Below are 23,071 nucleotides of genomic sequence, written 5' to 3'. Positions count from 1 at the left end.
CTGGCGCCTGTCTTCAGCCGACCAAGGTCGCGTTATCGATCACGAAGCGATACTTCACATCGCCCTTGAGCATGCGCTCGTAGGACGCGTTGATCTGCTCGGCCCGGACCAGTTCGATGTCGGCGACGATGCCGTGCTCTGCGCAGAAATCGAGCATCTCCTGGGTCTCGGGGATGCCGCCGATCATCGACCCGGCGAGGGTGCGCCGCTTCATGATCAGGTTGAAGACATTCGGCGAAGGATGGGGGTTGCCGGGGCGCCCACCAGGGCCATCGTGCCGTCGCGCTTGAGCAGCACCAGCAACGCGTCCAGGTCGTGAGGGGCCGCCACGGTGTTCAAGATGAAATCGAAACTCTTGGTGTGCGCGACCATTTCTTCAGCATTGCGCGACACGACGACCTCGTCGGCCCCCAACTGCCTGGCATCCTCACGCTTGGACTCGGAGGTGGTGAACGCCACGACGTGAGCCCCCATCGCATGGGCAAGCTTGATGCCCATGTGGCCCAGGCCACCGATGCCGACCACGCCGACTTTCTTGCCCGGCCCGACGTTCCAGTGGCGCAGCGGCGAATAGGTGGTGATGCCTGCGCAGAGCAGCGGCGCGACGGCGGCCAGTTGGGCTTCGGGGTGACGAATGCGCAACACATAGCGCTCATGCACCACGATGTTTTGCGAATAGCCACCCAGCGTCCAACCGGGCTCATCCGGGGTGGGAAAGTTGTAGGTCCCGATCATCCCGTCACAATAATTTTCCAGACCGCTGTCGCAGTCGTCGCAATGCTTGCAGCTGTCGACGATGCAGCCGACGCCCACCAGGTCGCCGGTCTTGAAGCCGGACACATGGGCGCCGACCGCCGCGACCCGACCGACGATTTCGTGGCCCGGCACGCAAGGGAACTGGGTACCCGCCCACTCGGCACGCACCTGGTGCAGGTCCGAATGGCAGATACCACAAAAAGCGATGTCGATCTGGACGTCATGCGCGCCCGGCGTGCGACGAGTGATCTGCAGGGGTTCAAGGGGCTTGTCGCCCGCGTGGGCGCCGTAGGCTTGTACACGCATCAGAAGACTCCTTGCTGGATTGAATGAGGTTCTATCTTCAGGGCTCATCCCGGCCGGCAGGTAGTGCATTACGGTTAAATTCTTGCCTGATTCTATGAGCTTCTCCATTTCGCATAGGCAGCGCTTCGTTTGCCGAGTTAATGTTCTGCCTATAGCGCTTGAGCTGAGATGACACCCGGACCCGACATGGCCATCCAACGCAGATCCGTACAAGAGACTCTGGCCGCCATCATCGGCGGCCGGACCTCACACCCGGGCGACTTTGAAACGCCCATCGCCGGCCTCGCCTTCTTTCGGCGTGAAGCCCCAGCGCCGCCGGTGATTTGCATGATCGAACCGAGCATCGTGCTAGTGGCCCAAGGCGAGAAGCAGGTCTGGATCGGCGGCGAAGCCTATGGCTACGACACCGGGCGGTTCCTCATGACCTCCCTGGACATCCCCGCCAATTCCGAGGTGATGCAGGCCAGCCCGGAACAGCCCTGCCTGGGCCTGGTCCTGAGGCTCGACTTGCGCATGGTGGCCGATCTGATCACCCAAGGCAGCCTGTCGCCGCCGCGTGATCGAGCAGTCGGGATCGGCGCGGGGATTGGCACCGCGACGCCCGACCTGCTGGCGCCGTTCGCACGTCTGCTGGGGTTGCTGGATGAACCCGAAGCGATCCCCATATTGGCGCCGTTGATCCAGCGTGAGATCCACTACCGGTTGCTGCTCAGCGACCAGGCCGCCCGGCTGCGGCAGATCGCCTCGGTCGATAGCCAGGGCTACCGGATCGCCAAGGCCATCGACTGGTTGAAATTGAACTACACCGAACCCGTGCGCGTAGACGACCTCGCCGCGCGAGTGCAAATGAGTGCGCCGACGTTTCACCACCACTTCCGCCAGCTCACGGCGATGAGCCCGCTGCAATACCAGAAGTGGCTGCGGTTGAACGAAGCAAAACGCTTGATGCTCAACGAGCACGTGGACGTGGCGAGTGCGGCCTTCAAGGTGGGTTACGAAAGCCCTTCCCAGTTCAGCCGCGAATACGCCCGCTTGTTTGGCGTGCCGCCCAAGCGCGACATTGCGGCGCTACGCGGGTCGGCCAAGGCTGGTTGATTCATCAGTGGGAGCAAAGCTTGCTCGCGATGCAGGCACCTTGGCCTTCGGGAGACCGCGTCAGCTTCATCGCGGGCAAGCCTTGCTCCCACAGAGTGGTGCCTTTTGCGCCAACGCAACGCACTTCAACGCGCCTGGAGATTCGTTCGTACTGTGCGATTGCCAATCGCAACCCAACGATGCGTAAGCTGTGGAAGACCTTGGAAGGCGCTTCGCTGCAGCAGCCGGGCAGCGCACCCTCTGTGTCAGAAGGTGCGAACTGATCGGTGGAGGCTACGCGTTCAAGCCGATCCAGCCGTGGATACCCACGTAGAGACCGACGCCGATGATCAACACACTGGACAGATAAGGTGCGCGGCGAGCAACGGTGCCCAGCCAAGGCCAGCGATTGGACGCCTGCCGTGCACCAATGGCCGCCGCAGCCCCCACGGTCACCAGGGTAATCGCCAGGCCGATGCTGAAGCACAGGACAAGCAGACCGCCCAGCGTGACCTCTTTGACTTGCAGGCACAGCAGCAGCACGGTAATGGCCGCAGGACAAGGAATCAGCCCGCCCGTCAGGCCGAACACGATGATCTGGCCGGTGGTGACCTCCCGGTTGGTGAAGCGCTTACGGATATCGTTGGCATGTGCCTGTTCGTGGGCGTCCTGGTAACCCTCAAGCGAGAGCGCCAGGCCTTTGGGTTCGGGATGCCCGTGGTCATGGTCATGGTCATGGTCGTGGTCGTGGTCGTGGTCGTGGTCGTGGTCGTGGTCGTGATGATCGTGATGATCGTGATGATCGTGATGATCGTGATTGTGATGATGGTGGTCATGACTTTGCGCGAACCTGAACATCTGCTCGCCGCACCAGGTACGCCACAGCATCCACAGTGCGATGGCAATGATCAGCGCAGCGGATGCCAGCTGGAAATAAGGCTCGGTGGTTTCGGCGTCCAACCCCTGGCCCAGGTACATGCCGCCGATCGCGACCAGCCACACCACCGCAGTGTGGGATAGCGTAGCCGCCAAGCCCAGCAACACCGCCTGCTTGACCGAGCCCCGAATTGCCACGATAAACGCCGCCATCATGGTTTTCGAATGGCCAGGCTCCAGGCCATGCAAGGCGCCCAGCAAGATAGCACTGGGGAAATACAGCCAAGCGTGAGTGCCACCCTGTTGTAGCAATTCAGCAAAATTGGGCATGTCGGGCCTAGAGATACTTGGTGATTTGCTTGAAGGCTTCCAGCGGCGCGCGCTCGCCTTTATGCAACGACGAAACGGTGTCCTCCAGGCAGTGATCGATGTGATCCTGGATCAACGTCCGCTTGGCCTGGCACACCGCTTTCTCCACCGCATGCAACTGCTGGGCAATATCCACGCACTCACGACCCTCTTCGATCATCGTGATAATGCTGCGCAAATGACCGTCCGCCCGCTTGAGACGCTTGACGATCGCCGCATGGCTTTGGTGGGGATGTTCGTGGTCGTGCGCACTCATAACTTGAGCCCTGTGTTTCGGTGAATTTACCCCGTCATCCTATCCCCCCAGGGAGGATGTAAGCAAACCCATCGAAACGCCGACCAACCTGTGGGAGCGGGCTTGCTCGCGATGACGGCAGCACATCCAACATCCCCACCAACTGCCCCACCGCTATCGCTAGCAAGCTCGCTCCAACAATGGATTTACGGTGAACGCACTATCTGTGAACACCCCGGAAAAAACTGTGGGAGCGAGCTTGCTCGCGATGACGGCATCACATCCAACATCCTCACCAACTGACCCACCGCTATCGCGAGCAAGCCCGCTCCCACACAAAGATTTGCGGTGAACGCACTATCTGTGAACAACCCGGAAAAACTGTGGGAGCGAGCTTGCTCGCGATGACGGCATCACATCCAACGCCTCCATCAACTGCCCCATCGCTATCGCGAGCAGGCTCGCTCCCACAGGATTGCAGACTGCAAAGGGTGATGAGCAAGACAGTGCAGGCGACCTCGTGAAGTCGCCCACTTCCCTTACGACGCCAAAACCTGCGCCTGCAATCGCCGCCCAATCACATCCAGCAAATCACACCCATCGCGCAGTGGGATCGCTAGCACTTGGGCAAAATCATGGAGTATCACGGCGTCCGTACTGATGTCGGAACGCATGGCGAGGTTTTCCAACAACTGGGTGACAGCGGCGATGCGGTAAGCGGCGGTGTCGTGCAGCACGTCCAGCGGAGCTTCTGTGTCGATCAAGAGCGCATGGAAATTGTTTTCGATACCGGTGATGGGCATGTAACGGGACATGAGGGGTTACTCCTGCAGGGATGGGAGGTCAGTGGCGGATTGGGATGCCGCTGGCAAAGGAAGCGAATCCCGGATCGAGATTCGGATATTTGGCAGGAGATATTCTTGGGTGACGCTAGACGAAAGCCACCTTGGATAGATTGTGGTTTTCGGAGGGTTGGGGGTGAGCTTTTTCATTGGCTTGTACCTAGGTTATGTAAAGGAACTGCCTTCACCACTTCCACCTGGTGGGTGGCAGCTGTACGCGGGTGTGGAAGACCGAGAACCTAGGACCCGGCGCACCCGAAGGCGCCCCGCGTACAGCCGCCGTAATTTAACAGCAGACCTAGGAAAAGCGTCTGCTTTTTAATTTAGCGGTGCAACGCGCTAGGTTTTCGTGAGGGCTTCCACACCCTCTCGCTGAATTTGCAGCGAGGAGAGAACTTAGCGCACGGGGTGATTGGGTGGATAGTCAGCGGGGAGCGACGCGTCTTGAGGGAAATTTCCGATGGGGGTGTCCGGCGATGGATTGGGCAGCGCAGCTATGGGCGACAAGGACAAATCTCGAAACGAATGAGCGCCCAACGCCTTGGTATCATCAATGATTCTATCGTACGGTGAAGCGCAGCCATGGGCGCACGAATAGCCTCAAAAATAAACTGCGCAGTACCCAGGGATAACTTATGAAAGAAGAATATGACTTCAGCACGGCCAAGCGGGGTCCCGTTACGAACAGCGAAGGAAAAACCCGCATAACCATCATGCTTGATGATGAAGTGATCAAGGCCGCTTACGAGTACGCCGAAAGTCTCGGCACTGGATATCAAACCGTCATCAACCATCTACTGCGCCAGGGCCTGCTATCAAAGACTGCTCACAGTCTGGAATAGTCAGCCCGAAAGCGGCCTCGCACGGTCAAACCTGATTCGTCCAGGCGCGACGTAGGCCATGCCAATCGGATGGGCTATAATCCGCCCACCAGCGCGATTTGAGGTCCAGCCCATGGGCAATGTCAGCCTTGAAACCAAAAAAGCCTATGCCGCCAGGACGCGTAGATCCAACTACGCGGCCAGCCTCCGTCTGGAAGGTTTCAAAACGACCTTCGCCGACGACGAACGCAAAATGCCAACGCGTGAAGAGGTCTTGAAGGCCTTCACCCAGACCAGAACCTGATGCCTGACAAATATGGAGTCGGCGAGGACGCTTATTGCTATCCCGGCTCCACGGTCCTTCGCAACAAACTCGATATCCGTGACGAACCGACCCTAAGCGAAGCCGAACAACAGCTCTCGGCCATCGCAGCGGACAACGTCGAGTTCAGCCCTCCTCCCTACAGCCTGGCTTACCTTCAAAACATTCATCGACTTCTCTTTTCTGACCTGTTCGAATGGGCCGGGGAACTGCGCACCGTTGGCATGTCCAAACAAGCCACCCGCTTCTGCCAACCTGAGTACATGGAGAAGCAAGCCAGCAAGATCTTCACCGCCCTGGCAGCAGCAAACTGGTTCGAGGGCATGGAGCGGGCTGAGCTGATCGTCGCTGTGGCAGAGGCCTATTCCGACATCAACGTCGTACACCCCTTCCGCGAAGGCAACGGTCGTGCGCAACGCATCCTGTTTGAACACCTGATCATGAATGCCGGATTTGAAATCAGTTGGTGGGGGATAGAGAAGGACGAGTGGATCTTCGCCAATATCGCGGCTTATAACTGCGTCATGGAGCCTATGGAGCAGGTTTTTGAGAAATGCATTGGGCAGGCGATTCAAGCTTGACCGTACGACGTTATTCCCCCCCGCCCAGCGTCTTACTGTTTATTTCGCCAAGTGATACAGTCACCGCCAATCAACATCTGCTGAAGCACTGAAAATGTACAGGACGAGATCTTTCCCACCCAACAAAAAAGGTCGCGACTTTGTGGTGGGCGACATTCACGGGCATTTCAAACTTCTAACAGCAGCCTTGAACAAACTAGACTTCAACACTGAGCTGGATCGCATCTTTTCCGTGGGAGACCTCATCGACCGAGGTCCCGACTCCATAGACATATTGAATTGGCTTGAGAAGCCGTGGTTCCATGCCGTGCGCGGCAATCATGAACAGATGCTTATTGACTGCATCTCCGGCCATGGGGACATACCCCGACATATCCGAAACGGTGGTGCCTGGCTCTACGAGTTACAACCCGACATTCAGCAAGAACTATCAAAAGCCCTGCAAGCACTTCCACTGATCATTGAGATCAATTTATCAAGTGATCAAACAATTGGAATAGTCCATGCCGAAGCTCCTGTCATCCGAAGTAACGATGGCTGGCAGGAAGCCAAAGACGCTATCACTGGAAGTTCTGGGGAGCCACACCAGCGGCACGCCTTGAGAACAGCGCTGTATGCAAGAGAGAAAATCGAGCAACAAGACCACACTTCCATCAAAGGAATAGACCGGCTCTATGTTGGGCACTCAACAGTACCCGGCGTTACACGCCTGGGCAACGTCATTTATATCGACACAGGCTGCTCATTTTCCGATGGTGCGTTAAGCCTAGTTGATATCCAAACCGAAACAATCATTAGTATAAATATGAACCAGTGAGACAAGGCATCGCCTCTACTCAATTTTTCTTCGAGGCAAAATCGCTATCAGATGATAGGGGCCGAGGCTACCAGGGCGCGTAGCAGGCGATTGCGTTTGAGAAATCAAAGACTCTGCAGCCCTAGTAAGAATATTCTGACAAGTGGCTGAGCAGGCCCGGGCTGATGCAGGTCGCGGTCGTGAGCCGCTTACCTGTGCTTTGTCGACGGATCGCCCGCTGGACTATGCTGACGCTAACGCTTCGTGATCATCACCGCTGACAGCCAGGCATGAAGTCAGTCATCCGTTCGTAGTTCTCGAACGGGAAGTCCACGCCATATCCAGCGGTCTGCCAGTACGGCGGGCCCATGTAGTGAAACGTATGAGTGCAGTGGTAGCGCTCAGCACAATCAAACCCGAAAAGGGGAAAGATCTATTGTACCGCTACCGAAACAAATCCAATCAGCAGACAACAAAAAGCCGCCTCATCGACGGCTAATTTTTTACGAATAATATTTAGCGACTAAGCCTTCAGTTCTTCTGGTGTATGCGTCTTGAGCCAATCGGCCAAGGCGGCGTTCATCCGTGTTTGCCAGCCCGGGCCAGAAGCTCTGAATCTCTCCAGCACGTCAGCATCGAAACGAACATTGACGTGCTCTTTAGTGGCTACCGACTTGGGTCGACCACGCTTTGGCTTGAGCATTTCCTTTGCCTGAGCTTTGCCAAACAACCCACCAAGCACCTCGCTGGCTGGTTTGGCCTTGGCAAAGTCTTCGGTCGACCATTCGGGGTTTGCCGTATCGACCCTCTCAGGACTGGGTTTCTTGGTCATAATTTTTGACCTCCCGTTTGTTGGCTTTACGAAAGCTGATGACGTGGACCGCGTCACCCCGTGGGGTAAACACTACGACATGCAGCCGATCCCCTATGTACCCCATCGCCCGATAACGACACTCGCCGTAGTCGAATCGATCATCTTCCAGGATCAATGCTGTAGACCATTCAAAGTCCCGCACGAGGGCAAACGGAAGTCCACGTTCTTCGACGTTGCGAGCGTCTTTGGCTGGGTCATAAGTAATCTGCATGCAATTATCGTAGCCACATTAAATCGTCAACACAAGGTGAGTTGAAACGCTGACCGAGCATGCGCTCTGCCTGGTTGTCATCAAAGATTGAGCTGCCAGGCTTGAGAGCCCGCCAAGTACCCGACAAGCATCCCTGATAAACTGCGTCCATTCGCCCCGATGAATCAGATTTCCGATGCCCCTACAAACTGCCCCGCTCTCCCGCCGCTTCTCCGTCGCCCCGATGATGGACTGGACCGACGCCCACTGTCGCTTCTTCCTACGCATCCTCTCCAAGCACGCCCTGCTCTACACCGAAATGGTCACCACCGGCGCGCTACTCAACGGCGACCACGAACGTTTCCTGCGCCACCACGAGTCCGAACACCCGCTAGCCCTGCAACTAGGTGGCAGCGTCCCAGCCGACTTGGCCGCCTGCGCCCGTATGGCCCAGGAGCACGGCTACGACGAGGTGAACCTCAACGTCGGCTGCCCCAGCGATCGGGTGCAGAACAACATGATCGGCGCCTGCCTGATGGGGCATCCGGGTTTGGTGGCTGACTGTGTGAAGGCCATGCGCGATGCGGTGTCGATTCCGGTGACGGTCAAGCATCGCATCGGGATCAATGGGCGGGACAGTTACGAGCAGTTGTGTGAGTTTGTCGGGACGGTGCGTGAGGCCGGTTGCACGAGTTTTACCGTGCATGCGCGGATTGCGATTCTGGAGGGGTTGTCGCCGAAGGAGAATCGCGACATCCCGCCGCTGCGTTATGACGTGGCCGCGCGGTTGAAGGCGGATTTTCCGGAGTTGGAGATTGTGCTCAACGGCGGGATCAAGACGCTGGAGGCGTGCCACGAGCATTTGCAGACCTTCGACGGCGTGATGCTGGGGCGCGAGGCTTATCACAACCCGTATCTGCTGGCCGAAGTGGATCAGCAGCTGTTCGGCAGCACAGCGCCGATCATCACCCGGGCCGAGGCGCTGGCGCAGTTGCGGCCGTATATCGCCGATCACCTGGCCGCTGGCGGGGCAATGCATCACATCACCCGTCACGTGCTGGGCCTGGGCACCGGGTTCCCGGGGGCGCGGCGGTTTCGGCAGTTGTTGTCGGTGGATATTCACAAGACCAAGGATCCATTGGCGCTGCTGGACCAGGCGGGGCAATTGCTGGAAGGGCGTTAACCGTCACTTGCTTTGAACCTGCGCGCTGTTTTGGCATCGTATCTACCGATATCGCCCCGGCCTTTCAAACAGCCGTTTTCAGGTTGTTGCCGCTGGGGCCCGACGATACCCCTTCACGCCCTTGAGTGGCTGCCGGCCCTCGGGTAATGTCAACGGACCCATAGGACAGAGCACGCTCATGACTTCCAAGCTGGAACAACTCAAACAGTTCACCACCGTCGTGGCCGATACCGGCGACTTCGAGGCCATCGCCCGCGTCAAACCCGTGGACGCTACCACCAACCCTTCCCTGCTGCTCAAGGCCTCGGCCATTCAAGGTTATGCCGAGCAACTGAACGCCTGTGTGGCGGACTGCAAGGGCGATGTGGGCCTGGCCAGCGACCGTTTTGCCGTGGCGGTCGGGCAAGAAATTCTGAAAGTGATCCCAGGGCGTATTTCCACTGAAGTGGACGCGCGCCTGTCGTTCGACACCGAGGCCATGCTCAAGCGTGCCCATCGCCTGATCGATCTGTACGAAAAGGCCGGCATTGGCCGCGAGCGCGTGCTGATCAAGATCGCTTCCACCTGGGAAGGCATTCGCGCCGCCGAGCAACTGGAGCGTGAAGGCATCCAGTGCAACCTGACCTTGCTGTTCTCCTTCGCCCAGGCCGCCGCCTGCGCCGATGCCGGGGTGTTCCTGATTTCGCCGTTCGTGGGCCGTATCTACGACTGGTACAAGAAAGCCAATGGCAACGACTACACCGGCGCTGATGATCCGGGCGTGCAGTCGGTGACACGCATCTACAACTACTACAAGGCCAATGACTACAAGACCGTGGTCATGGGCGCGAGCTTCCGCAACCTCAACCAGATCGAGCAACTGGCCGGCTGCGACCGCCTGACCGTCAGCCCGGACCTGCTGGAAAAACTGGCCGCCGACGAAGGCAAGCTGGAGCGCAAGCTGGCGCCAGGGCAAGCCGGGGAAGCGCGCTTGATCCTCAATGAAGCGCAGTTCCGCTGGTTGTCCAACGAGGACGCCATGGCGACCGAGAAACTGGCCGAAGGCATTCGTCAGTTTGCCCGGGACCAGGAGAAACTGGAGGCGTTGCTGCAAGCCAAGCTTTGAGCTGATTCACAAGGCATGCAAAAAGGGCGAACCTTGGTGGGTTCGCCCTTTTTTATGTGGCTTGTCCTGAGGGATGTGGCGGATCGATAAACGCTATCGCGAGCAAGCTCGCTCCCACAGGTGACTGCATTCCAATGTGGGAGCGAGCTTGCTCCGGGCGGCGTTCCGACGATGAGGCCGGTCAGCCTAAGCAAAATCCAGGGATCAAGGCCCTTCCAGCGCATTCACCAGGTCATGGAAGGCTTCACGATTGGAATCGTTGAGCCCCATCAGGATCTTGTGGGCTTCGAGCACCTTGACCCGCACTTCCTCTTCGGACTGGTCCTGGTCAGGCAGGTCGTCCAGGCACTCCGGGCACGGCACAGGGTCGCCCACGATGTTGAACACCTGGTCGAAGCCCATCGATTGCAGCAGACGGGTGATGTCGTTGTGGGTGGTGACGACAGTCGGCAGCAGGCCGACCTTCTGCCGCGACAGGATCGACAGTTTGGCCAGCAGGCCCAATGTGGTGCTGTCGATGCTACGGGTTTCGGTCAGGTCGATCACGATGGCGTTGAAATTCAACGAAGTGAAGATCCGCTCAATAGTCGCATCCAGCGCCGAACACAGGGTCAGGCGCACTTCACCGACAAACTTCAGGACAAAGGTGCCGTCCTGCTCGGCGAACTGGATTCTACCGGTACTCATCAAAGGTTCCTGCTCAACACTAACAGGGCGATATCATCCGGCATCTCCCCTAGCGTGGCTAATCCAAACACTTGACGCAAGCCTTCCAGGCTGCCGCCCGCTGCGCTCACCCGTTCAGGCAAGGCCGCTTCTTTCTCTTTGAGTGTAGGTTCTGTCAAAAGGTCCAAAATGCCATCAGACATCAGCGTCAGGCTGAATGTCGGCGGCAATTCCAGTACGTGGTCTTCGTAGGTGGCCTCGTTGAACAGGCCCACCGGCAAACCACGCCCTTCCAGGTAACGCACACTGTCTGGCGTATACAACACAGGCAAAGGCAGGTGACCGCCGATGCTATAGGTCAACAAACCCGTCTCCTCGTCGATGACTCCACCGACCATTGTGACGTGTTTGCCCAGCTTACAACTGATCAGGCCTCGGTTGATATGCCCAAGGACTTCAGAAGGCTTGAACTCTGGCAGCGTGCCATTGCGCTTGGACTCGAACAACAGGCGCGTGGTCATGAACTTCAGCAGCACCGTCACGAATGCCGAAGAAGCACCATGGCCGGAAACGTCCGCCAGGTAGAACGCCACTCGCCGCTCGTCGACCCGGAAATAGTCCACGAAATCGCCTGACAGGTACAACGACGGGATGATCTGGTGGGCAAAACGGAAATCATCGACGGCCCAAGGGCTGACCGGCAGCATGTTCATCTGCACCTGGCGCCCGGCGTTCTGGTCTTCCTGCAACAGGTTCAGGCTGGCTTCCAGTTCGCGGTTGGCGGTTTCCAGCTTCTCGCGGTAACGCTGGTTTTCCACCAACAGGCGCGAACGGTCCAAGGCCCGGCGCACCGAGTGCTCGAGCACCGCCAGGTCTTCAAGGGGCTTGATCAGGTAATCCGCCGCGCCCAGGCGCAACGCCTCGACCGCGTCGTTCATCACACCCGCGCCCGAAACCACGATCACCGGGGTCTGCGAGGAAAGCTCGGTGACCTGGCGAATGAGTTCGAGTCCGCCCATCTGCGGCATGCGCAGGTCGCAGATGACCAGGTCGGGCTTGTCTTGCTCGAATACCTGAAGACCCTGTTGGCCATTGCTGGCCTGCAGGACGCTGAAACCACTGTCTTCCAAGTAGGCTGCGAGACTGGCTCGCACCACTTCGTCATCATCGATTATCAGCAGCGTGGCACTGGTTTTTGGCATGTGGGCAAACGGCGCCAGAATTAGGTTGGCGTAGCGGGCTGGGCCGTCTGGCCTTGCACGCACTACTGGATTCGCTTTCTAGCCTCTCTGTCGTACCGGTTTCAGGCCTTTGCCCTACACACAGCTACATCAGAGGTGCCCTTCTAAGGCGCAGACGGTACTCCCATCCGCGGGGCGTTTCAAGCTCAGGCAGATAGCCGCTTGCCGTCTTTATTTGTCAAAGTCCAGAGAGTTATAAGAACCGAGCGAAGCGTAACTCAATGGAAGGATCAAACCCGCTCAAACACGACGCCAAAGCACAGAAGGCGGCCTTTTGGGCCGCCTTCGTGGTTTTACTGGTCGGAATTAAAAATCGTCTTCGACCTGGCCGTCCTTGACCTTGAATTCGCGGTTTTGCAGGTAGGCGTTGCGGATGAAGACATACTTGTCGCCGCTCACCATCTTCTCGGCCGACAACAGGCTGGCGCGGGTGTCGACGACGTTCAGGCCTCGAATAGAGTTACGCACCGAGACGTTATCGATATAACGATACGGGGCCGTGTAGTCATCGACCAGCTTGGCCGGGGCGTCACGCAGGGTGCTTGGCCCCAGCAGCGGCAGCATCACATACGGCCCGCTGCCCAGCCCCCAGTAGCCCAGGGTCTGGCCAAAATCTTCATCGCTGCGCTGCAGGCCCATCTGGGTGCCCACATCGAAGAAGCCCAGCAGGCCGAAGGTGGTGTTGAAGATCAACCGGGCAGTGTCGACCCCGGCCGCGGCCGGCTTGGCCTGCAGCACGTTGTTGGCCAGGTTGCCCACGTCACCGATGTTGCGGAACATGTTGTGGACGCCGTCTTCGAGGAACTGCGGCGTCACGTATTGATAACCCTGGGCCAGTGGCTTGAGCGCATAGGTATCAATGGTGTCGTTGAAGGTAAAGATCGGACGGTTGATGCTTTCCCAAGGATCTTCTTCCGTGGCGGCCTGGGCAGCGAACGGAACCAGCACTACGCTGGCAGACAAACACAGCTGAGCTAGACGATGGCTCCAGCGCATAGGGGAAAACTCCTTGGATTAATCAGGCAAGGGCGCCGAGCCCAGGCGGTAAGGTGGCTAGTATAAGACGGAACGCGTGGATAGGCAGCACCGAAAAAACAAGTAGGCCGTAGGACGTTTCCACGACTGGCACCCTTCACTTCACTGTCACCGGACTGTCATCGAGGCCCTTTAGGCTGCTGGTTATTTCAAGGACGTTCCCATGCCCCGCCCCGAAGCCCTGCCCCTCCCCGCCCCCAGCCTGACCGCGGTACTGTTTGGCCTGAGCGGATGTCTGGTGGACTTCGGCGCGCGCATCCGTCAGCCAGGGGCAGCGCCGGATGAGCATGCACAGCCAACACTTGGCGCCCTGGAGAGCTTGCACCACTTGCAGCTCCAGGAAATCCCCTGCGCCTGGCTCGACGAATTGCCACCTGCCGTCAGCCATGCCCTGGCGGCTTCATTGCCGACATGGATCGAACCGCCGCAACTTCCTGCAACAAATAATCCTTGGCCGGCGCCACATGCCTGCTGGCAGGCGCTGATGGCGTTGAACGTCCAGCAATTGGACGGTTGCGTGTTGGTCAGTGGCGAACCCCGGTTGTTGCAGTCAGGGCTCAACGCCGGTTTGTGGACCATCGGCCTGGCGTCCTGCGGCTCGCTGTGTGGCCTGACGCCTGGCGAATGGCAGGCGCTGAGCCAACAGGAACGGGAAACCAAGCGCGCCAAGGCCACCGTGCAATTGTTCGGCCTGGGGGTGCATTCGGTGATCGATCACCTGGGCGAACTCGACACCTGCCTGGCGGACATCAGCCTGCGCCGACTCAAAGGCGAGAAGCCATGACCGGGATCATGCAGGGAACACGAGGGTAGATTACTCTTAAGGTAGGCCATGGACTTTTGACCCGGCGTCGCGGTCCATGGCAGTGCCTATCAATAAAGGGAGTACGCCAATGCCTGCCCGCGAATTGCAAGAACAGCTCAACAAACTGCGCGAGCAATTGGACCAGAATCCACCGCTTTCCGAAATCGAGCGCGATGACCTGCACGCGCTGATGCAAAAGATCGAACTTGAGCTTGAGTTGGAAACCAAAGCACCGGACAACAACCTCGCCGACAATGTGAATCTGGCTGTCGAGCGCTTCGAGGTGGAACACCCTACCCTTGCCGGGACCTTGCGCAACATCGTGCAAGCCTTGGGCAATATGGGGATCTGAACCCTTTAAATGCAAAAAGCCCTGCTATCGCTAGCGGGGCTTTTTAGTTTCACGACCTGCAATGCAATCCCTGTGGGAGCGAGCTTGCTCGCGATAGTCGGTGTGTCAGCTGACATCAATGTCGAATGTACCGGACTCATCGCGAGCAAGCTCGCTCCCACAAGAGCTCACTTTCACAAGGAACGTTTATTGGCGGACCAGGCGATGGTTTGGCAGTTGAACGTCTTCAGTACTGCGATACGGGTTGATATCCAACCCGCCCCGACGCACATACCGCGCGTACACCGTCAATTTCTCTGGCTTGAGCAAGCGCTGCAGGTCGAGAAAGATCCGCTCCACGCATTGCTCATGGAAATCCGAATGCTGGCGGAAGCTGACGATGTAGGCCAGCAGGCTGGCCGGGTCCAGGGCCGCGCCGCGATATTCCACCGCTACGCTGCCCCAGTCTGGCTGGCTGGTCACCGGACAGTTGGACTTGAGCAGATGGCTGTGCAGGCTTTGCTCGACGATGCGCGAAGCATCGCAACGCAGCAGCTCCGGACGCGGGTGCGCGTAAGAGTCGACGCTGATGTCCAGATCATCGATGCACGTACCGGGCAATGCCACGATGCCTTCACGCTCCACATCCTTGAGGCTGCGGATCCGCACGCCCACTGCTTTGCCGGCAGCCGCCGACAGGTCCTGGCGCAGGGTCGCTTCCAGGCTCGCGGTATCGGCAAACGGAGTCTGGTTCAAGGAGTTGAGGTACAGCTTGAAGGATTTGGATTCGATGATATTCGGCGAATCCGCCGGGATCGCGAATTCACCGATGGCCACCACCGGCTTGCCGGACGGCAACAGCCAGGACAGCTCGAAACAGTTCCAGAAATCCACGCCTTTGTACGGCAGGGTCTCGGCCGTCAGGCCCAGTTCCGCCCATTTCGCCGTGCGCGGGATCGGGAACAGCAGTGACGGCGTGTACGTGGCGATGTATTCGCTGGATTTGCCCAGCGGCGAATGTTCGGCTGCGGGATGCATGACGGAAACCTGACTGAAGAATCAGCCGATTCTATCAGCCTTTGCCGCAGCCTTTGAGTGCTTACTGACTGACTGTCAGGTCGCCCTTCATCCCGGCCTGGTAATGACCGGGGACGTTGCAGGCAAATTCCAGCCGTGTAGCCTTGCCAAAAGCCCAGGTCAGCTCGGCGGACTTGCCCGGCTCGACCAGAACGCTGTTAGCGTCGTCGTGGCCCATCATGCCGTCTTTACCACTATGCCCCATCGAGGCCGGATTCATCGAGGCATGGTCCATTCCCGGCTTCATCCCGGTGGGTGTCAACATGCCGCTCTGTTGCATCTTGAGCATTTCCTGCTGGTGCTGGGCATGCATCGCGGCGTTACCGAGGTTGAATTCGTGCAACAACTGGCCTTTATTGATCAATACAAACCGCACCGTCTCGCCCGCCTTGATATCCAGCGTGCCAGGGTTGAACGACATGTCGCCCATCACCACCTCGATGGTGCGACTGGCCTTGGCCGCCGGTGCGGGCTGGCCGAAATCAAAGTGCGCACCGGGCGATGCCCACAACGAGGTACTCAATACCAACGCAGAGGCGGCCAGGATCAGACGGTTTACCATCAACATGTTCATACTCCGACAAGGTAAGGTTCAACTTGCCCAAGACTCTAGATCGGTGCGGCTGCCAATTGACTGACAGTTGCATTACAACTCTGTCAGGTTGTGCCACGACCCCGGCCGCCGCGGTATAACGCCCACGTTCAAACCATGCCCTGAGCTGCCCATGAAACTGCTGATCGTCGAAGACCAAACCAAAACCGGCCAATACCTGCGCCAGGGCCTGGGCGAAGCCGGGTTCAACGCCGATCTGGTGGCCGATGGCATCACCGGCCAGCAACTGGCCTTGAGCGGTGAATACGCCTTGCTGATCCTCGACGTGATGTTGCCCGGCCGCGATGGTTGGCAGATCCTGCAAGCCGTCCGTGGCGCCGGGCTGGATACACCGGTGCTGTTTCTCACCGCGCGGGATGCGGTACAGGATCGCGTACACGGCCTGGAGCTGGGCGCCGATGATTACCTGGTCAAGCCCTTTGCTTTTTCCGAGTTGCTGGCACGGGTGCGCAGTCTGTTGCGTCGAGGCAGTTCGACACAGCAGGAAACCAGCCTGCAACTGGCCGACTTGCGCCTGGACCTGATCCGCCGTCGCGTCGAACGCAGCGGTCGGCGCATCGACCTCACCGCCAAGGAATTCGCCTTGCTGGAAATGCTTCTGCGCCGCCAGGGCGAAGTGCTGCCCAAATCGCTGATCGCGTCCCAGGTCTGGGACATGAATTTCGACAGCGACACCAACGTCATCGAAGTCGCGATACGACGCCTGCGAATCAAGATTGACGATGACTTCCCCAGCAAACTGATCCATACCGTTCGGGGCATGGGCTATGTGCTTGAAGAGCGCAGCCTGTGAGGCGGTGGTCACTGAGCAGCCGCCTGGCGCTGCTGTTCGCCGCCTGCACTGCCGTGGTGTCATTGTTTGCCGGGGTGTTGTTCAGCCGTGGCAGCGAGGCGCATTTCATCGAGCTGGACCAGCAACTGCTCGAAGGCAAGCTGATCGGCCTGCGCCGGGCCCTGCAAGATCTCGACGCCGAGCAGACCCAGGCCCGCCTGGAGGATGAACTGAGCCGTCAGGCCGACCTGGCGCTGCGCATCAAGGGCAGCGATGGTGTGCGCTGGTACGACAGCTCGATCCGGATTCCCGCTCAATTGCCAGAGCGGCCCGGCCTGTCGACCCTCAACGATGCCGACACCGATTACCGGGTGTTGAATGCGCCGTTGTATCCCGATCGAGCCGACTCGCCGCAACTGACCCTGCTGCTGGACATCACCCATCACCAGCACTTTCTGCAACGCATGCAGCGCTTGATCTGGCTGACCGTCGGTCTCTCGGCCCTGGCCACTGCCTTGCTCGGCGCCTGGGCCGCCCGACGGGCCTTGCGCCCCTTGCGGCGCATGGGCGCCATTGCCGGCAGTGTCTCGGCCCGCTCACTCAACGCCCGACTGCCGGAGGAGCAAATGCCCGCCGAACTGGCGGAATTGGCCCACAGCATCAACGCCATGCTCGGACGCCTCGACGATGCGTTTCAGCGACTCTCTGCGTTCTCTGCCGACATTGCCCATGAATTGCGCACGCCGCTGTCGAACCTGCTGACCCACACCCAGGTCACCCTCACCCGCGAACGCCCCCTGGAGGATTACCGCGAGGCGTTGCACAGCAATCTCGAAGAACTGCAATGGATGGCGCAACTGGTCAACGACATGCTGTACCTGGCCAAGGCCGACCACGGCCTGCTGGCGCTCAATCGCGAACCGCTGCAATTGGCCGAGGAAGTGGACGTGCTGCTGGACTTTTTCGCGCCGCTGGCCGAAGACACCAACGTACGCCTGAGCCGCGAGGGCGATGGCCGCATCGAGGGTGACCGCAACATGTTGCGCCGGGCGCTTTCCAACCTGCTGGACAACGCGCTGCGCTTCACCCCCGCTGACGGCGAAGTGCGGGTGCGAATTGTCGATGAGGCTCAAGGGGTGAACATCAGCGTGGAAAACAGTGGTGAGGGGATTGCAGCGGACTTGCTGCCGCGCCTGTTCGACCGCTTCTACCGCGCCGACCCAGCCCGCCAGGAGGGCAGCAGCGAACACGCGGGGCTCGGACTGGCCATCACCCGCTCGATCATCCGCGCCCATGGCGGACAGATCCGCTGTGAATCGGCCGATGGCTGGACGCGGTTCCTGATCGAATTACCGAAGGGAGATTAAGCCCGACGCCCCCCTGTGGCGAAGGAACATATCTGTGGGAGCAAGGCTTACCCGCGATGCCGGTGCCTTGTTTCTCCCGCAGACCGCGTCGTCTGCATCGCGGGCAAGCCTTGCTCCCACAGCGGAATCTTCAGCAAGCCCTTCTGCCACGGAGGTCTGTGTCGTTTCAGGAATACCTCAACGCCTGCGCCGGTTCGATCTTCGCCGCACGCCACGCCGGGTACACGGTGGCAAGGAAGCTCAGAATGAACCCGGCCGAGCAGATCAGCAGTACATCACCGCGCTGCAGCTCCGACGGCAGGTTGCTGACGAAATACACATCGGAACTGAAGATGTGCTGGCCACTGACCCGTTCCAGCCAGCCCACCAGCGCACTGACGTTCAGCGCCGCGATCACCCCCAGCACGCCGCCAATCAGCGTACCGACAACGCCAATCACCGTGCCCTGGACCATGAAGATCGCCATGATCTGCCGCGGCGTGGCGCCGATGGTGCGCAGGATCGCGATGTCCGCGCCTTTGTCGTTCACCACCATGATCAGGGTGGCGATGATATTGAACGCCGCCACCGCGACGATCATCAGCAGCAGCAAGCCGATCATGGTTTTTTCCATTTTCATGGCACTGAACAGGCTGCCCTGGGTGTGGGTCCAGTCGTCGGCCTTGTAGGCCGCGCCAAGACCGGTAGCAATGTCACCGGAGACCTTCGGCGCTGCGTACAAGTCCTTCACCGCCAGACGCACGCTTTGCACCTGGTTCGGCTGCCAATGCTGCATCTGTGCGGCATCGGCCAGGTGGATCAGCGCCATGGAGCCGTCCAGCTCGGCGCCCACCTTGAACACACCCACCACATTCAAACGCTGCATCCGTGGGGTGATGCCGCCGGGGGCCGTGCTGACTTCCGGCACGATCAGGGTGATTTTGTCGCCGACATTCAGACGAAAACGCCGGGCGGTGATTTCGCCGATCACCACGCCAAACTCGCCCGGCTTCAAGGCATCGAGACGCCCCTGGACGATATGCTGGGCGACGATGGACACCTTGCCTTCCTGGGCCGGGTCGACGCCGCTGATCTGGATCGGCTGCATCGAGCCCTTATGGCTCAGCATCCCTTCCATCTCGGTAAACGGCACGGCGGCAGTCACTTCAGGGTTTTTCAACGCCGCGGCGGCCACCGGCTGCCAATCGTCGATCGGATTGACGCCGACGATAGTGGCGTGGGGCACCATGCCGAGGATGCGCGAGCTCATTTCGCGCTGGAAGCCGTTCATCACCGACAACACCACGATCATCGCCAGCACACCCAGGGCGAGGCCGATCATCGAGGTCATGGAGATGAACGAAACAAAGCGATTGCGGCGCTTGGCGCGGGTATAGCGCGTGCCGATAAAGATCGATAACGGTCTGAACATTCGCGGGGCACCGTATAAAAATAAAAGACCCGGCGTGTGTAGCAAACGCCGGGTTTCGGTCGGTCAGATGGGCGTCAGGCAACCTTCCTGCAAGTGCAGGACGCGGTCCATCTGCCGGGCCAGGTTCATGTCGTGGGTCACCACCAGGAACGCGGTGCGCATCGACGTGCTGAGCTCCAGCATCAAATCCTGGATGCCTTGGGCGGTGTGGGAGTCGAGGTTGCCGGTCGGCTCATCAAGCATCACCAGGCCAGGCTTGTTGACCAGGGCCCGGGCAATCGCCACGCGCTGGCGCTCACCACCGGACAATTCGGCCGGCTTGTGCTCCAGGCGATGCCCCAGCCCTACCCGCTCCAGCAACGCCGTGGCACGCTGGCGGGCCTCAGGAATCGCCGTGCGACCGATCAACAGCGGCATGCAGACGTTTTCCAGCGCGGTGAACTCGGGCAGCAAATGGTGGAACTGGTAGACGAAGCCCAGGGAACGGTTACGCAACAGGCCACGGGCCTTCTCGTTCAGTGCCGAAAGTTCTTCGCCAGCCAGCCAGACACTGCCGGCGGTCGGCGTATCCAGGCCGCCCAGCAGGTTGAGCAAGGTACTTTTGCCCGACCCGGAGGTGCCGACAATCGCCACGCGCTCGCCAGGATGCAACTCCAGTTGCAGGCCCGACAACACCACCACCGACTCCGGACCTTCCTCGTAGGATTTGCCCAGGTTGCGGCAGCTCAAGATTGCTTTTTCACTCATGCCCGACTCACTCATAACGTAACGCCTCCGCAGGCTGGGTGCGCGCGGCACGCCAGGCAGGATACAGGGTGGCGAGGAAACTCAGGACCAACGCGGCGCCGCAGACCATCAACACGTCATCGGCCTGCAATTGCGATGGCAGGTAGTCGATGAAGTACACGTCGGCGTTGAGAAACTTGTGCCCGATCAGGCCTTCGAGGGCGGCAATCGCGGCACTGACGTTCAGCGCGGCGAACATCCCGACCAGAGCGCCGACGAACGTACCGATCACGCCGATGACCGTGCCCTGGACCATGAAGATCCGCATGATCTGCCCCGGCGTGGCACCGAGGGTGCGCAGGATGGCGATGTCGCCCTTCTTGTCGTTCACCACCATCACCAGCGTGGAGATGATGTTGAACGCCGCCACGGCGACGATCAGCAACAGCAGCAGGCCGATCATGGCTTTTTCCATGCGGATCGCCTGGTACAGGTTGCCGTGGGTACGGGTCCAGTCCCGGGCGTAGTAACGGTCTTCGCCGAGCTGCTGGGCGATGGTCCACGCAACGCGCGGTGCCTGGAACAGATCGTCGAACTTCAGCCGCAGGCCCTGGACCTGGTCCGGCTTCCAGCGATGCAGGCGCGCCAGGTCCTGGAGATTGGTGACGCCCAGGTAACCATCCAGCTCGCCGGCGCCGACATGGAAAATGCCGACCACGGTAAAGCGTTTCATGCGCGGGAACATGCCGCCCGGGGTCACGGTGACCTCCGGGGCGACGAAGGTCAGCTTGTCGCCGATGGCCACGCCGAGTTTGGCCGCGGCCTTGTCGCCGATGACGATGCCGAAACTGCCTGGCGCCAGGTCATCGAGTTTTCCCTGTTGCATGAAGTTGTCGATGATCGACACCTGCCGCTCGAGCCCAGGATCGATGCCATTGAGCAAGACCTTGGACACCTTGCCGTCATTGGTCAGCAGCCCCTGCATCTGGGTGAACGGCGCAACGGCCAGCACCTGCGGGTTCTGCTTGACCTTGGCGGCCAGGCTCGGCCAATCGCTGATGGCTTCGCCGGATTCGAGGGTCGCGTGGGGCACCATGCCCAGCACGCGGGTGCGCATCTCATGGTCGAAGCCGTTCATCACCGAGAGCACGACGATCATCACGACCACGCCAAGGGCCAGCCCGATGATGGACGTCAGGGAAATGAACGATACGAAATGATTGCGACGCTTTGCACGGGTATAACGCGTGCCGATAAATACGAAGAGAGGTCTGAACATGTCGGGGCTTGTTCGGAGGGAAAAGGAACGTCCTTGTGGCGGGGGTCACAAACCAGCTTTACACTCAGACCACCGCCGCTACCATGGGTTCGCCATGTCGACATTAGATGAAGAAGATCGCCGCGAATACTACCGTATCGAGGACACGATCGCACTGGAAATTCGGCCCCTGTCCATTCCTGAAGCTGCTGATCAGGAAGTGTTGCAGGATGCTTCTCCACTGTTCAATCTGCTCAGTGAATTGCACCTGAGCGAATTCGAGTCACAGCACCTGCTGCGCCAGATCAGCGAGCGCGAACGCAGCATCGCGGCATACCTCAAGGCAATGAACAAACGCATCGACCTGCTCAGCCAGGTCATTGCCCTGACGGTGCTCGGCGAAATCGGCGAGCCGCAGCCGGTGATCATTTCCGAAGGCGGCATCGACTTCCAACACCTCACGCCGATCGCGGTCGGCACCCACCTGTCGATCAAACTGGTGCTGATGCCGCAAGCCCTCGGCTTGTTGCTGCGGGCACGGGTCACCCACTGCGACCCCAAGGGCGACGGCTTCGACGTCGGCACCGAGTTTGAACGCCCGACCGACGCCCAGCGCCAGTTGCTGGCCCGCTATATCCTGCAGAAACAGGCGCAAGAGCGTCGCCTGGCTCGGGAACAGAACGACTCAGGTATCAATAAGGAAGAACCGTGACCCTCATTTATGGCCACCGCGGCGCCAAGGGCGAAGCACCGGAAAACACCCTGACCGGCTTTCAGGAGTGCCTCAAGCACGGCGTACGCCGTTGCGAGCTGGACCTGCACCTTTCGATGGACGGCGAGTTGATGGTGATCCACGACCCGACCCTCAAGCGCACCACCGATCGCCGGGGCAAGGTGGTGGAGCATACCGCCGCCGAGCTGGTGACCTACGATGCGCGCAAGGGTGGCCCGGGCTGGATCAAGCCGTGCCCGATCCCACGCTTGGAGGAGCTGTTCGAGAAGTGTGATTTCGAGCACTGGCAACTGGAGGTCAAGAGCGCCTCGCGCACCCGCGCCGCCGCCACGGTGCTGGGCATCCGCGAAATGGCCCAGCGTTTCGGGCTGCTGGACAAAATCACCATCACGTCCAGCTCCCGGGAAGTGCTCAAGGCAGCCTTGGACCTGACCCCGGACATCTCCCGCGGACTGGTGGCCGAATACGCCTGGCTCGACCCGTTGAAGGTCGCCCAGAGTTACGGCTGCGAGATTCTGGCGCTGAACTGGACCCTGTGCACGCCGGAACGCCTGATCAAGGCGCAGCGCCAGGGGCTGCATGTGTCGGTGTGGACCGTCAACGAGCCCGCGCTGATGCGCAGGCTCGCCGACTTTGGCGCTGACAGCCTGATTACAGACTTTCCCGGTTTGGCCACTGCCACCCTCGAGAATTGCTGAAATCGGTC

The 23,071-nt window shown here is 59.6% G+C and carries 25 protein-coding genes and 4 pseudogenes; 14 read left to right on the top strand and 15 right to left on the bottom strand.

Annotated features, from left to right (window positions below):
* Positions 1-13 precede the first annotated feature (13 nt).
* Positions 14-1,062, bottom strand: a pseudogene (locus KI235_RS09720) (NAD(P)-dependent alcohol dehydrogenase).
* 186 nt (positions 1,063-1,248) lie between these two features.
* On the opposite strand from KI235_RS09720, the gene KI235_RS09715 reads away from it, so the two are divergent.
* Together KI235_RS09715 and KI235_RS30360 are read left to right on the top strand one after the other, a co-directional pair.
* Positions 1,249-2,157 (top strand): AraC family transcriptional regulator, encoded by a 909-nt coding sequence (locus KI235_RS09715; protein WP_038858692.1) that lies wholly within the window; start codon positions 1,249-1,251, stop codon positions 2,155-2,157.
* Between the two features lie 125 nt (positions 2,158-2,282).
* Positions 2,283-2,420, top strand: a pseudogene (locus KI235_RS30360) (LysR family transcriptional regulator); the annotation flags it as partial.
* Between the two features lie 10 nt (positions 2,421-2,430).
* Here KI235_RS30360 and KI235_RS09710 read toward each other — a convergent pair.
* The 3 genes from KI235_RS09710 to KI235_RS09700 form a co-directional block, all read right to left on the bottom strand.
* Positions 2,431-3,342, bottom strand: a complete 912-nt coding sequence (locus tag KI235_RS09710; RefSeq protein ID WP_212795653.1) for a nickel/cobalt efflux transporter — start codon at positions 3,340-3,342, stop codon at positions 2,431-2,433.
* A 7-nt stretch (positions 3,343-3,349) separates the two neighbouring features.
* Complete coding sequence (locus KI235_RS09705) at positions 3,350-3,637, bottom strand: metal-sensing transcriptional repressor (RefSeq protein ID WP_003199793.1); 288 nt, start codon at positions 3,635-3,637, stop codon at positions 3,350-3,352.
* A 518-nt stretch (positions 3,638-4,155) separates the two neighbouring features.
* A complete protein-coding gene (locus KI235_RS09700; protein ID WP_013692639.1) occupies positions 4,156-4,431 on the bottom strand; it encodes a hypothetical protein in 276 nt (91 codons plus the stop codon).
* 662 nt (positions 4,432-5,093) lie between these two features.
* Between KI235_RS09700 and KI235_RS09695 the strand changes: the two are divergent.
* From KI235_RS09695 to KI235_RS09680, 4 genes and pseudogenes are all read left to right on the top strand, one after another.
* Positions 5,094-5,276, top strand: a pseudogene (locus KI235_RS09695) (BrnA antitoxin family protein); the annotation flags it as partial.
* A gap of 136 nt (positions 5,277-5,412) precedes the next feature.
* A complete protein-coding gene (locus tag KI235_RS09690) occupies positions 5,413-5,583 on the top strand; it encodes a YhfG family protein (RefSeq protein ID WP_095974958.1) in 171 nt (56 codons plus the stop codon).
* Positions 5,583-6,182 (top strand): putative adenosine monophosphate-protein transferase Fic, encoded by a 600-nt coding sequence (locus tag KI235_RS09685; RefSeq protein WP_212795652.1) that lies wholly within the window; start codon positions 5,583-5,585, stop codon positions 6,180-6,182. The genes KI235_RS09690 and KI235_RS09685 overlap by 1 nt, the downstream gene beginning before the upstream one ends.
* A gap of 94 nt (positions 6,183-6,276) precedes the next feature.
* Entirely contained in the window at positions 6,277-6,999 is a 723-nt protein-coding gene (locus KI235_RS09680; protein WP_060613676.1) for a metallophosphoesterase, read from the top strand.
* 256 nt (positions 7,000-7,255) lie between these two features.
* Here KI235_RS09680 and KI235_RS09675 read toward each other — a convergent pair.
* The 3 genes and pseudogenes from KI235_RS09675 to KI235_RS09665 form a co-directional block, all read right to left on the bottom strand.
* Positions 7,256-7,390: pseudogene (locus KI235_RS09675) on the bottom strand (DNA adenine methylase); the annotation flags it as partial.
* Between the two features lie 111 nt (positions 7,391-7,501).
* Positions 7,502-7,810, bottom strand: a complete 309-nt coding sequence (locus tag KI235_RS09670) for a BrnA antitoxin family protein (RefSeq protein ID WP_028237682.1) — start codon at positions 7,808-7,810, stop codon at positions 7,502-7,504.
* The gene (locus KI235_RS09665; RefSeq protein ID WP_028237683.1) at positions 7,788-8,063 is read right to left on the bottom strand and encodes a BrnT family toxin; all 276 of its coding nucleotides are present in this window, start codon (positions 8,061-8,063) and stop codon (positions 7,788-7,790) included. Before KI235_RS09665 ends, KI235_RS09670 begins: the two co-directional genes overlap by 23 nt.
* A 175-nt stretch (positions 8,064-8,238) precedes the next feature.
* On the opposite strand from KI235_RS09665, the gene dusA reads away from it, so the two are divergent.
* Positions 8,239-9,225 (top strand): tRNA dihydrouridine(20/20a) synthase DusA, encoded by a 987-nt coding sequence (dusA, locus tag KI235_RS09660; RefSeq protein ID WP_095974966.1) that lies wholly within the window; start codon positions 8,239-8,241, stop codon positions 9,223-9,225.
* Positions 9,226-9,403: 178 nt separating this feature from the next.
* Complete coding sequence (gene tal / locus KI235_RS09655; RefSeq protein WP_003199698.1) at positions 9,404-10,330, top strand: transaldolase; 927 nt, start codon at positions 9,404-9,406, stop codon at positions 10,328-10,330.
* A gap of 204 nt (positions 10,331-10,534) precedes the next feature.
* Here the strand turns inward: tal and rssC are convergent, their stop codons facing one another.
* From rssC to KI235_RS09640, 3 genes are all read right to left on the bottom strand, one after another.
* Positions 10,535-11,017: an anti-sigma factor antagonist RssC gene (gene rssC / locus KI235_RS09650; protein WP_003199696.1), complete on the bottom strand. Its 483-nt coding sequence runs from the start codon at positions 11,015-11,017 to the stop codon at positions 10,535-10,537.
* A complete protein-coding gene (gene rssB / locus KI235_RS09645) occupies positions 11,017-12,198 on the bottom strand; it encodes a two-component system response regulator RssB (RefSeq protein ID WP_003199694.1) in 1,182 nt (393 codons plus the stop codon). The genes rssC and rssB overlap by 1 nt, the downstream gene beginning before the upstream one ends.
* A 345-nt stretch (positions 12,199-12,543) precedes the next feature.
* The gene (locus KI235_RS09640) at positions 12,544-13,233 is read right to left on the bottom strand and encodes a VacJ family lipoprotein (RefSeq protein WP_003199692.1); all 690 of its coding nucleotides are present in this window, start codon (positions 13,231-13,233) and stop codon (positions 12,544-12,546) included.
* Positions 13,234-13,435: 202 nt separating this feature from the next.
* Here KI235_RS09640 and KI235_RS09635 point away from each other — a divergent pair, with 202 nt between their 5' ends.
* Together KI235_RS09635 and KI235_RS09630 are read left to right on the top strand one after the other, a co-directional pair.
* Complete coding sequence (locus tag KI235_RS09635) at positions 13,436-14,056, top strand: hypothetical protein (RefSeq protein WP_003199690.1); 621 nt, start codon at positions 13,436-13,438, stop codon at positions 14,054-14,056.
* A gap of 109 nt (positions 14,057-14,165) precedes the next feature.
* Positions 14,166-14,429, top strand: coding sequence for a DUF4404 family protein (locus tag KI235_RS09630; protein ID WP_003199688.1), 264 nt, complete (start codon positions 14,166-14,168; stop codon positions 14,427-14,429).
* Positions 14,430-14,615: 186 nt separating this feature from the next.
* On the opposite strand, the gene queF is transcribed toward KI235_RS09630, so the two are convergent.
* Positions 14,616-15,446 (bottom strand): NADPH-dependent 7-cyano-7-deazaguanine reductase QueF, encoded by an 831-nt coding sequence (gene queF / locus KI235_RS09625; protein WP_013692631.1) that lies wholly within the window; start codon positions 15,444-15,446, stop codon positions 14,616-14,618.
* A 61-nt stretch (positions 15,447-15,507) separates the two neighbouring features.
* The gene (locus tag KI235_RS09620) at positions 15,508-16,053 is read right to left on the bottom strand and encodes a cupredoxin family protein (RefSeq protein WP_027912665.1); all 546 of its coding nucleotides are present in this window, start codon (positions 16,051-16,053) and stop codon (positions 15,508-15,510) included.
* Between the two features lie 157 nt (positions 16,054-16,210).
* On the opposite strand from KI235_RS09620, the gene KI235_RS09615 reads away from it, so the two are divergent.
* A complete protein-coding gene (locus KI235_RS09615; protein WP_003199682.1) occupies positions 16,211-16,891 on the top strand; it encodes a heavy metal response regulator transcription factor in 681 nt (226 codons plus the stop codon).
* The gene (locus tag KI235_RS09610) at positions 16,888-18,237 is read left to right on the top strand and encodes a heavy metal sensor histidine kinase (RefSeq protein WP_003199681.1); all 1,350 of its coding nucleotides are present in this window, start codon (positions 16,888-16,890) and stop codon (positions 18,235-18,237) included. The genes KI235_RS09615 and KI235_RS09610 overlap by 4 nt, the downstream gene beginning before the upstream one ends.
* Before the next feature lie 166 nt (positions 18,238-18,403).
* Here the strand turns inward: KI235_RS09610 and KI235_RS09605 are convergent, their stop codons facing one another.
* From KI235_RS09605 to KI235_RS09595, 3 genes are all read right to left on the bottom strand, one after another.
* On the bottom strand, positions 18,404-19,648 hold the full coding sequence (locus KI235_RS09605) for a lipoprotein-releasing ABC transporter permease subunit (RefSeq protein WP_003199679.1): 1,245 nt from the start codon (positions 19,646-19,648) through the stop codon (positions 18,404-18,406).
* Positions 19,649-19,711: 63 nt separating this feature from the next.
* On the bottom strand, positions 19,712-20,395 hold the full coding sequence (gene lolD / locus KI235_RS09600; protein ID WP_162843734.1) for a lipoprotein-releasing ABC transporter ATP-binding protein LolD: 684 nt from the start codon (positions 20,393-20,395) through the stop codon (positions 19,712-19,714).
* 7 nt (positions 20,396-20,402) lie between these two features.
* Positions 20,403-21,653 (bottom strand): lipoprotein-releasing ABC transporter permease subunit, encoded by a 1,251-nt coding sequence (locus KI235_RS09595; protein ID WP_003199675.1) that lies wholly within the window; start codon positions 21,651-21,653, stop codon positions 20,403-20,405.
* Between the two features lie 94 nt (positions 21,654-21,747).
* Here KI235_RS09595 and KI235_RS09590 point away from each other — a divergent pair, with 94 nt between their 5' ends.
* Together KI235_RS09590 and KI235_RS09585 are read left to right on the top strand one after the other, a co-directional pair.
* Positions 21,748-22,344 carry a PilZ domain-containing protein gene (locus tag KI235_RS09590; RefSeq protein ID WP_039010985.1) on the top strand — a complete coding sequence of 199 codons (597 nt, stop codon included), beginning with the start codon at positions 21,748-21,750 and terminating at the stop codon, positions 22,342-22,344.
* Positions 22,341-23,063, top strand: coding sequence for a glycerophosphodiester phosphodiesterase family protein (locus KI235_RS09585; protein ID WP_003199672.1), 723 nt, complete (start codon positions 22,341-22,343; stop codon positions 23,061-23,063). The genes KI235_RS09590 and KI235_RS09585 overlap by 4 nt, the downstream gene beginning before the upstream one ends.
* The last annotated feature ends 8 nt before the right edge of the window (positions 23,064-23,071 follow it).

The sequence above is a fragment of the Pseudomonas sp. St386 genome, from assembly GCF_018325865.1.
In the GTDB taxonomy this organism is placed as follows: domain Bacteria; phylum Pseudomonadota; class Gammaproteobacteria; order Pseudomonadales; family Pseudomonadaceae; genus Aquipseudomonas; species Aquipseudomonas brassicacearum.
Note: the sequence above shows the minus strand (reverse complement) of the source record. Positions and strands in the feature narration are given on the sequence as shown.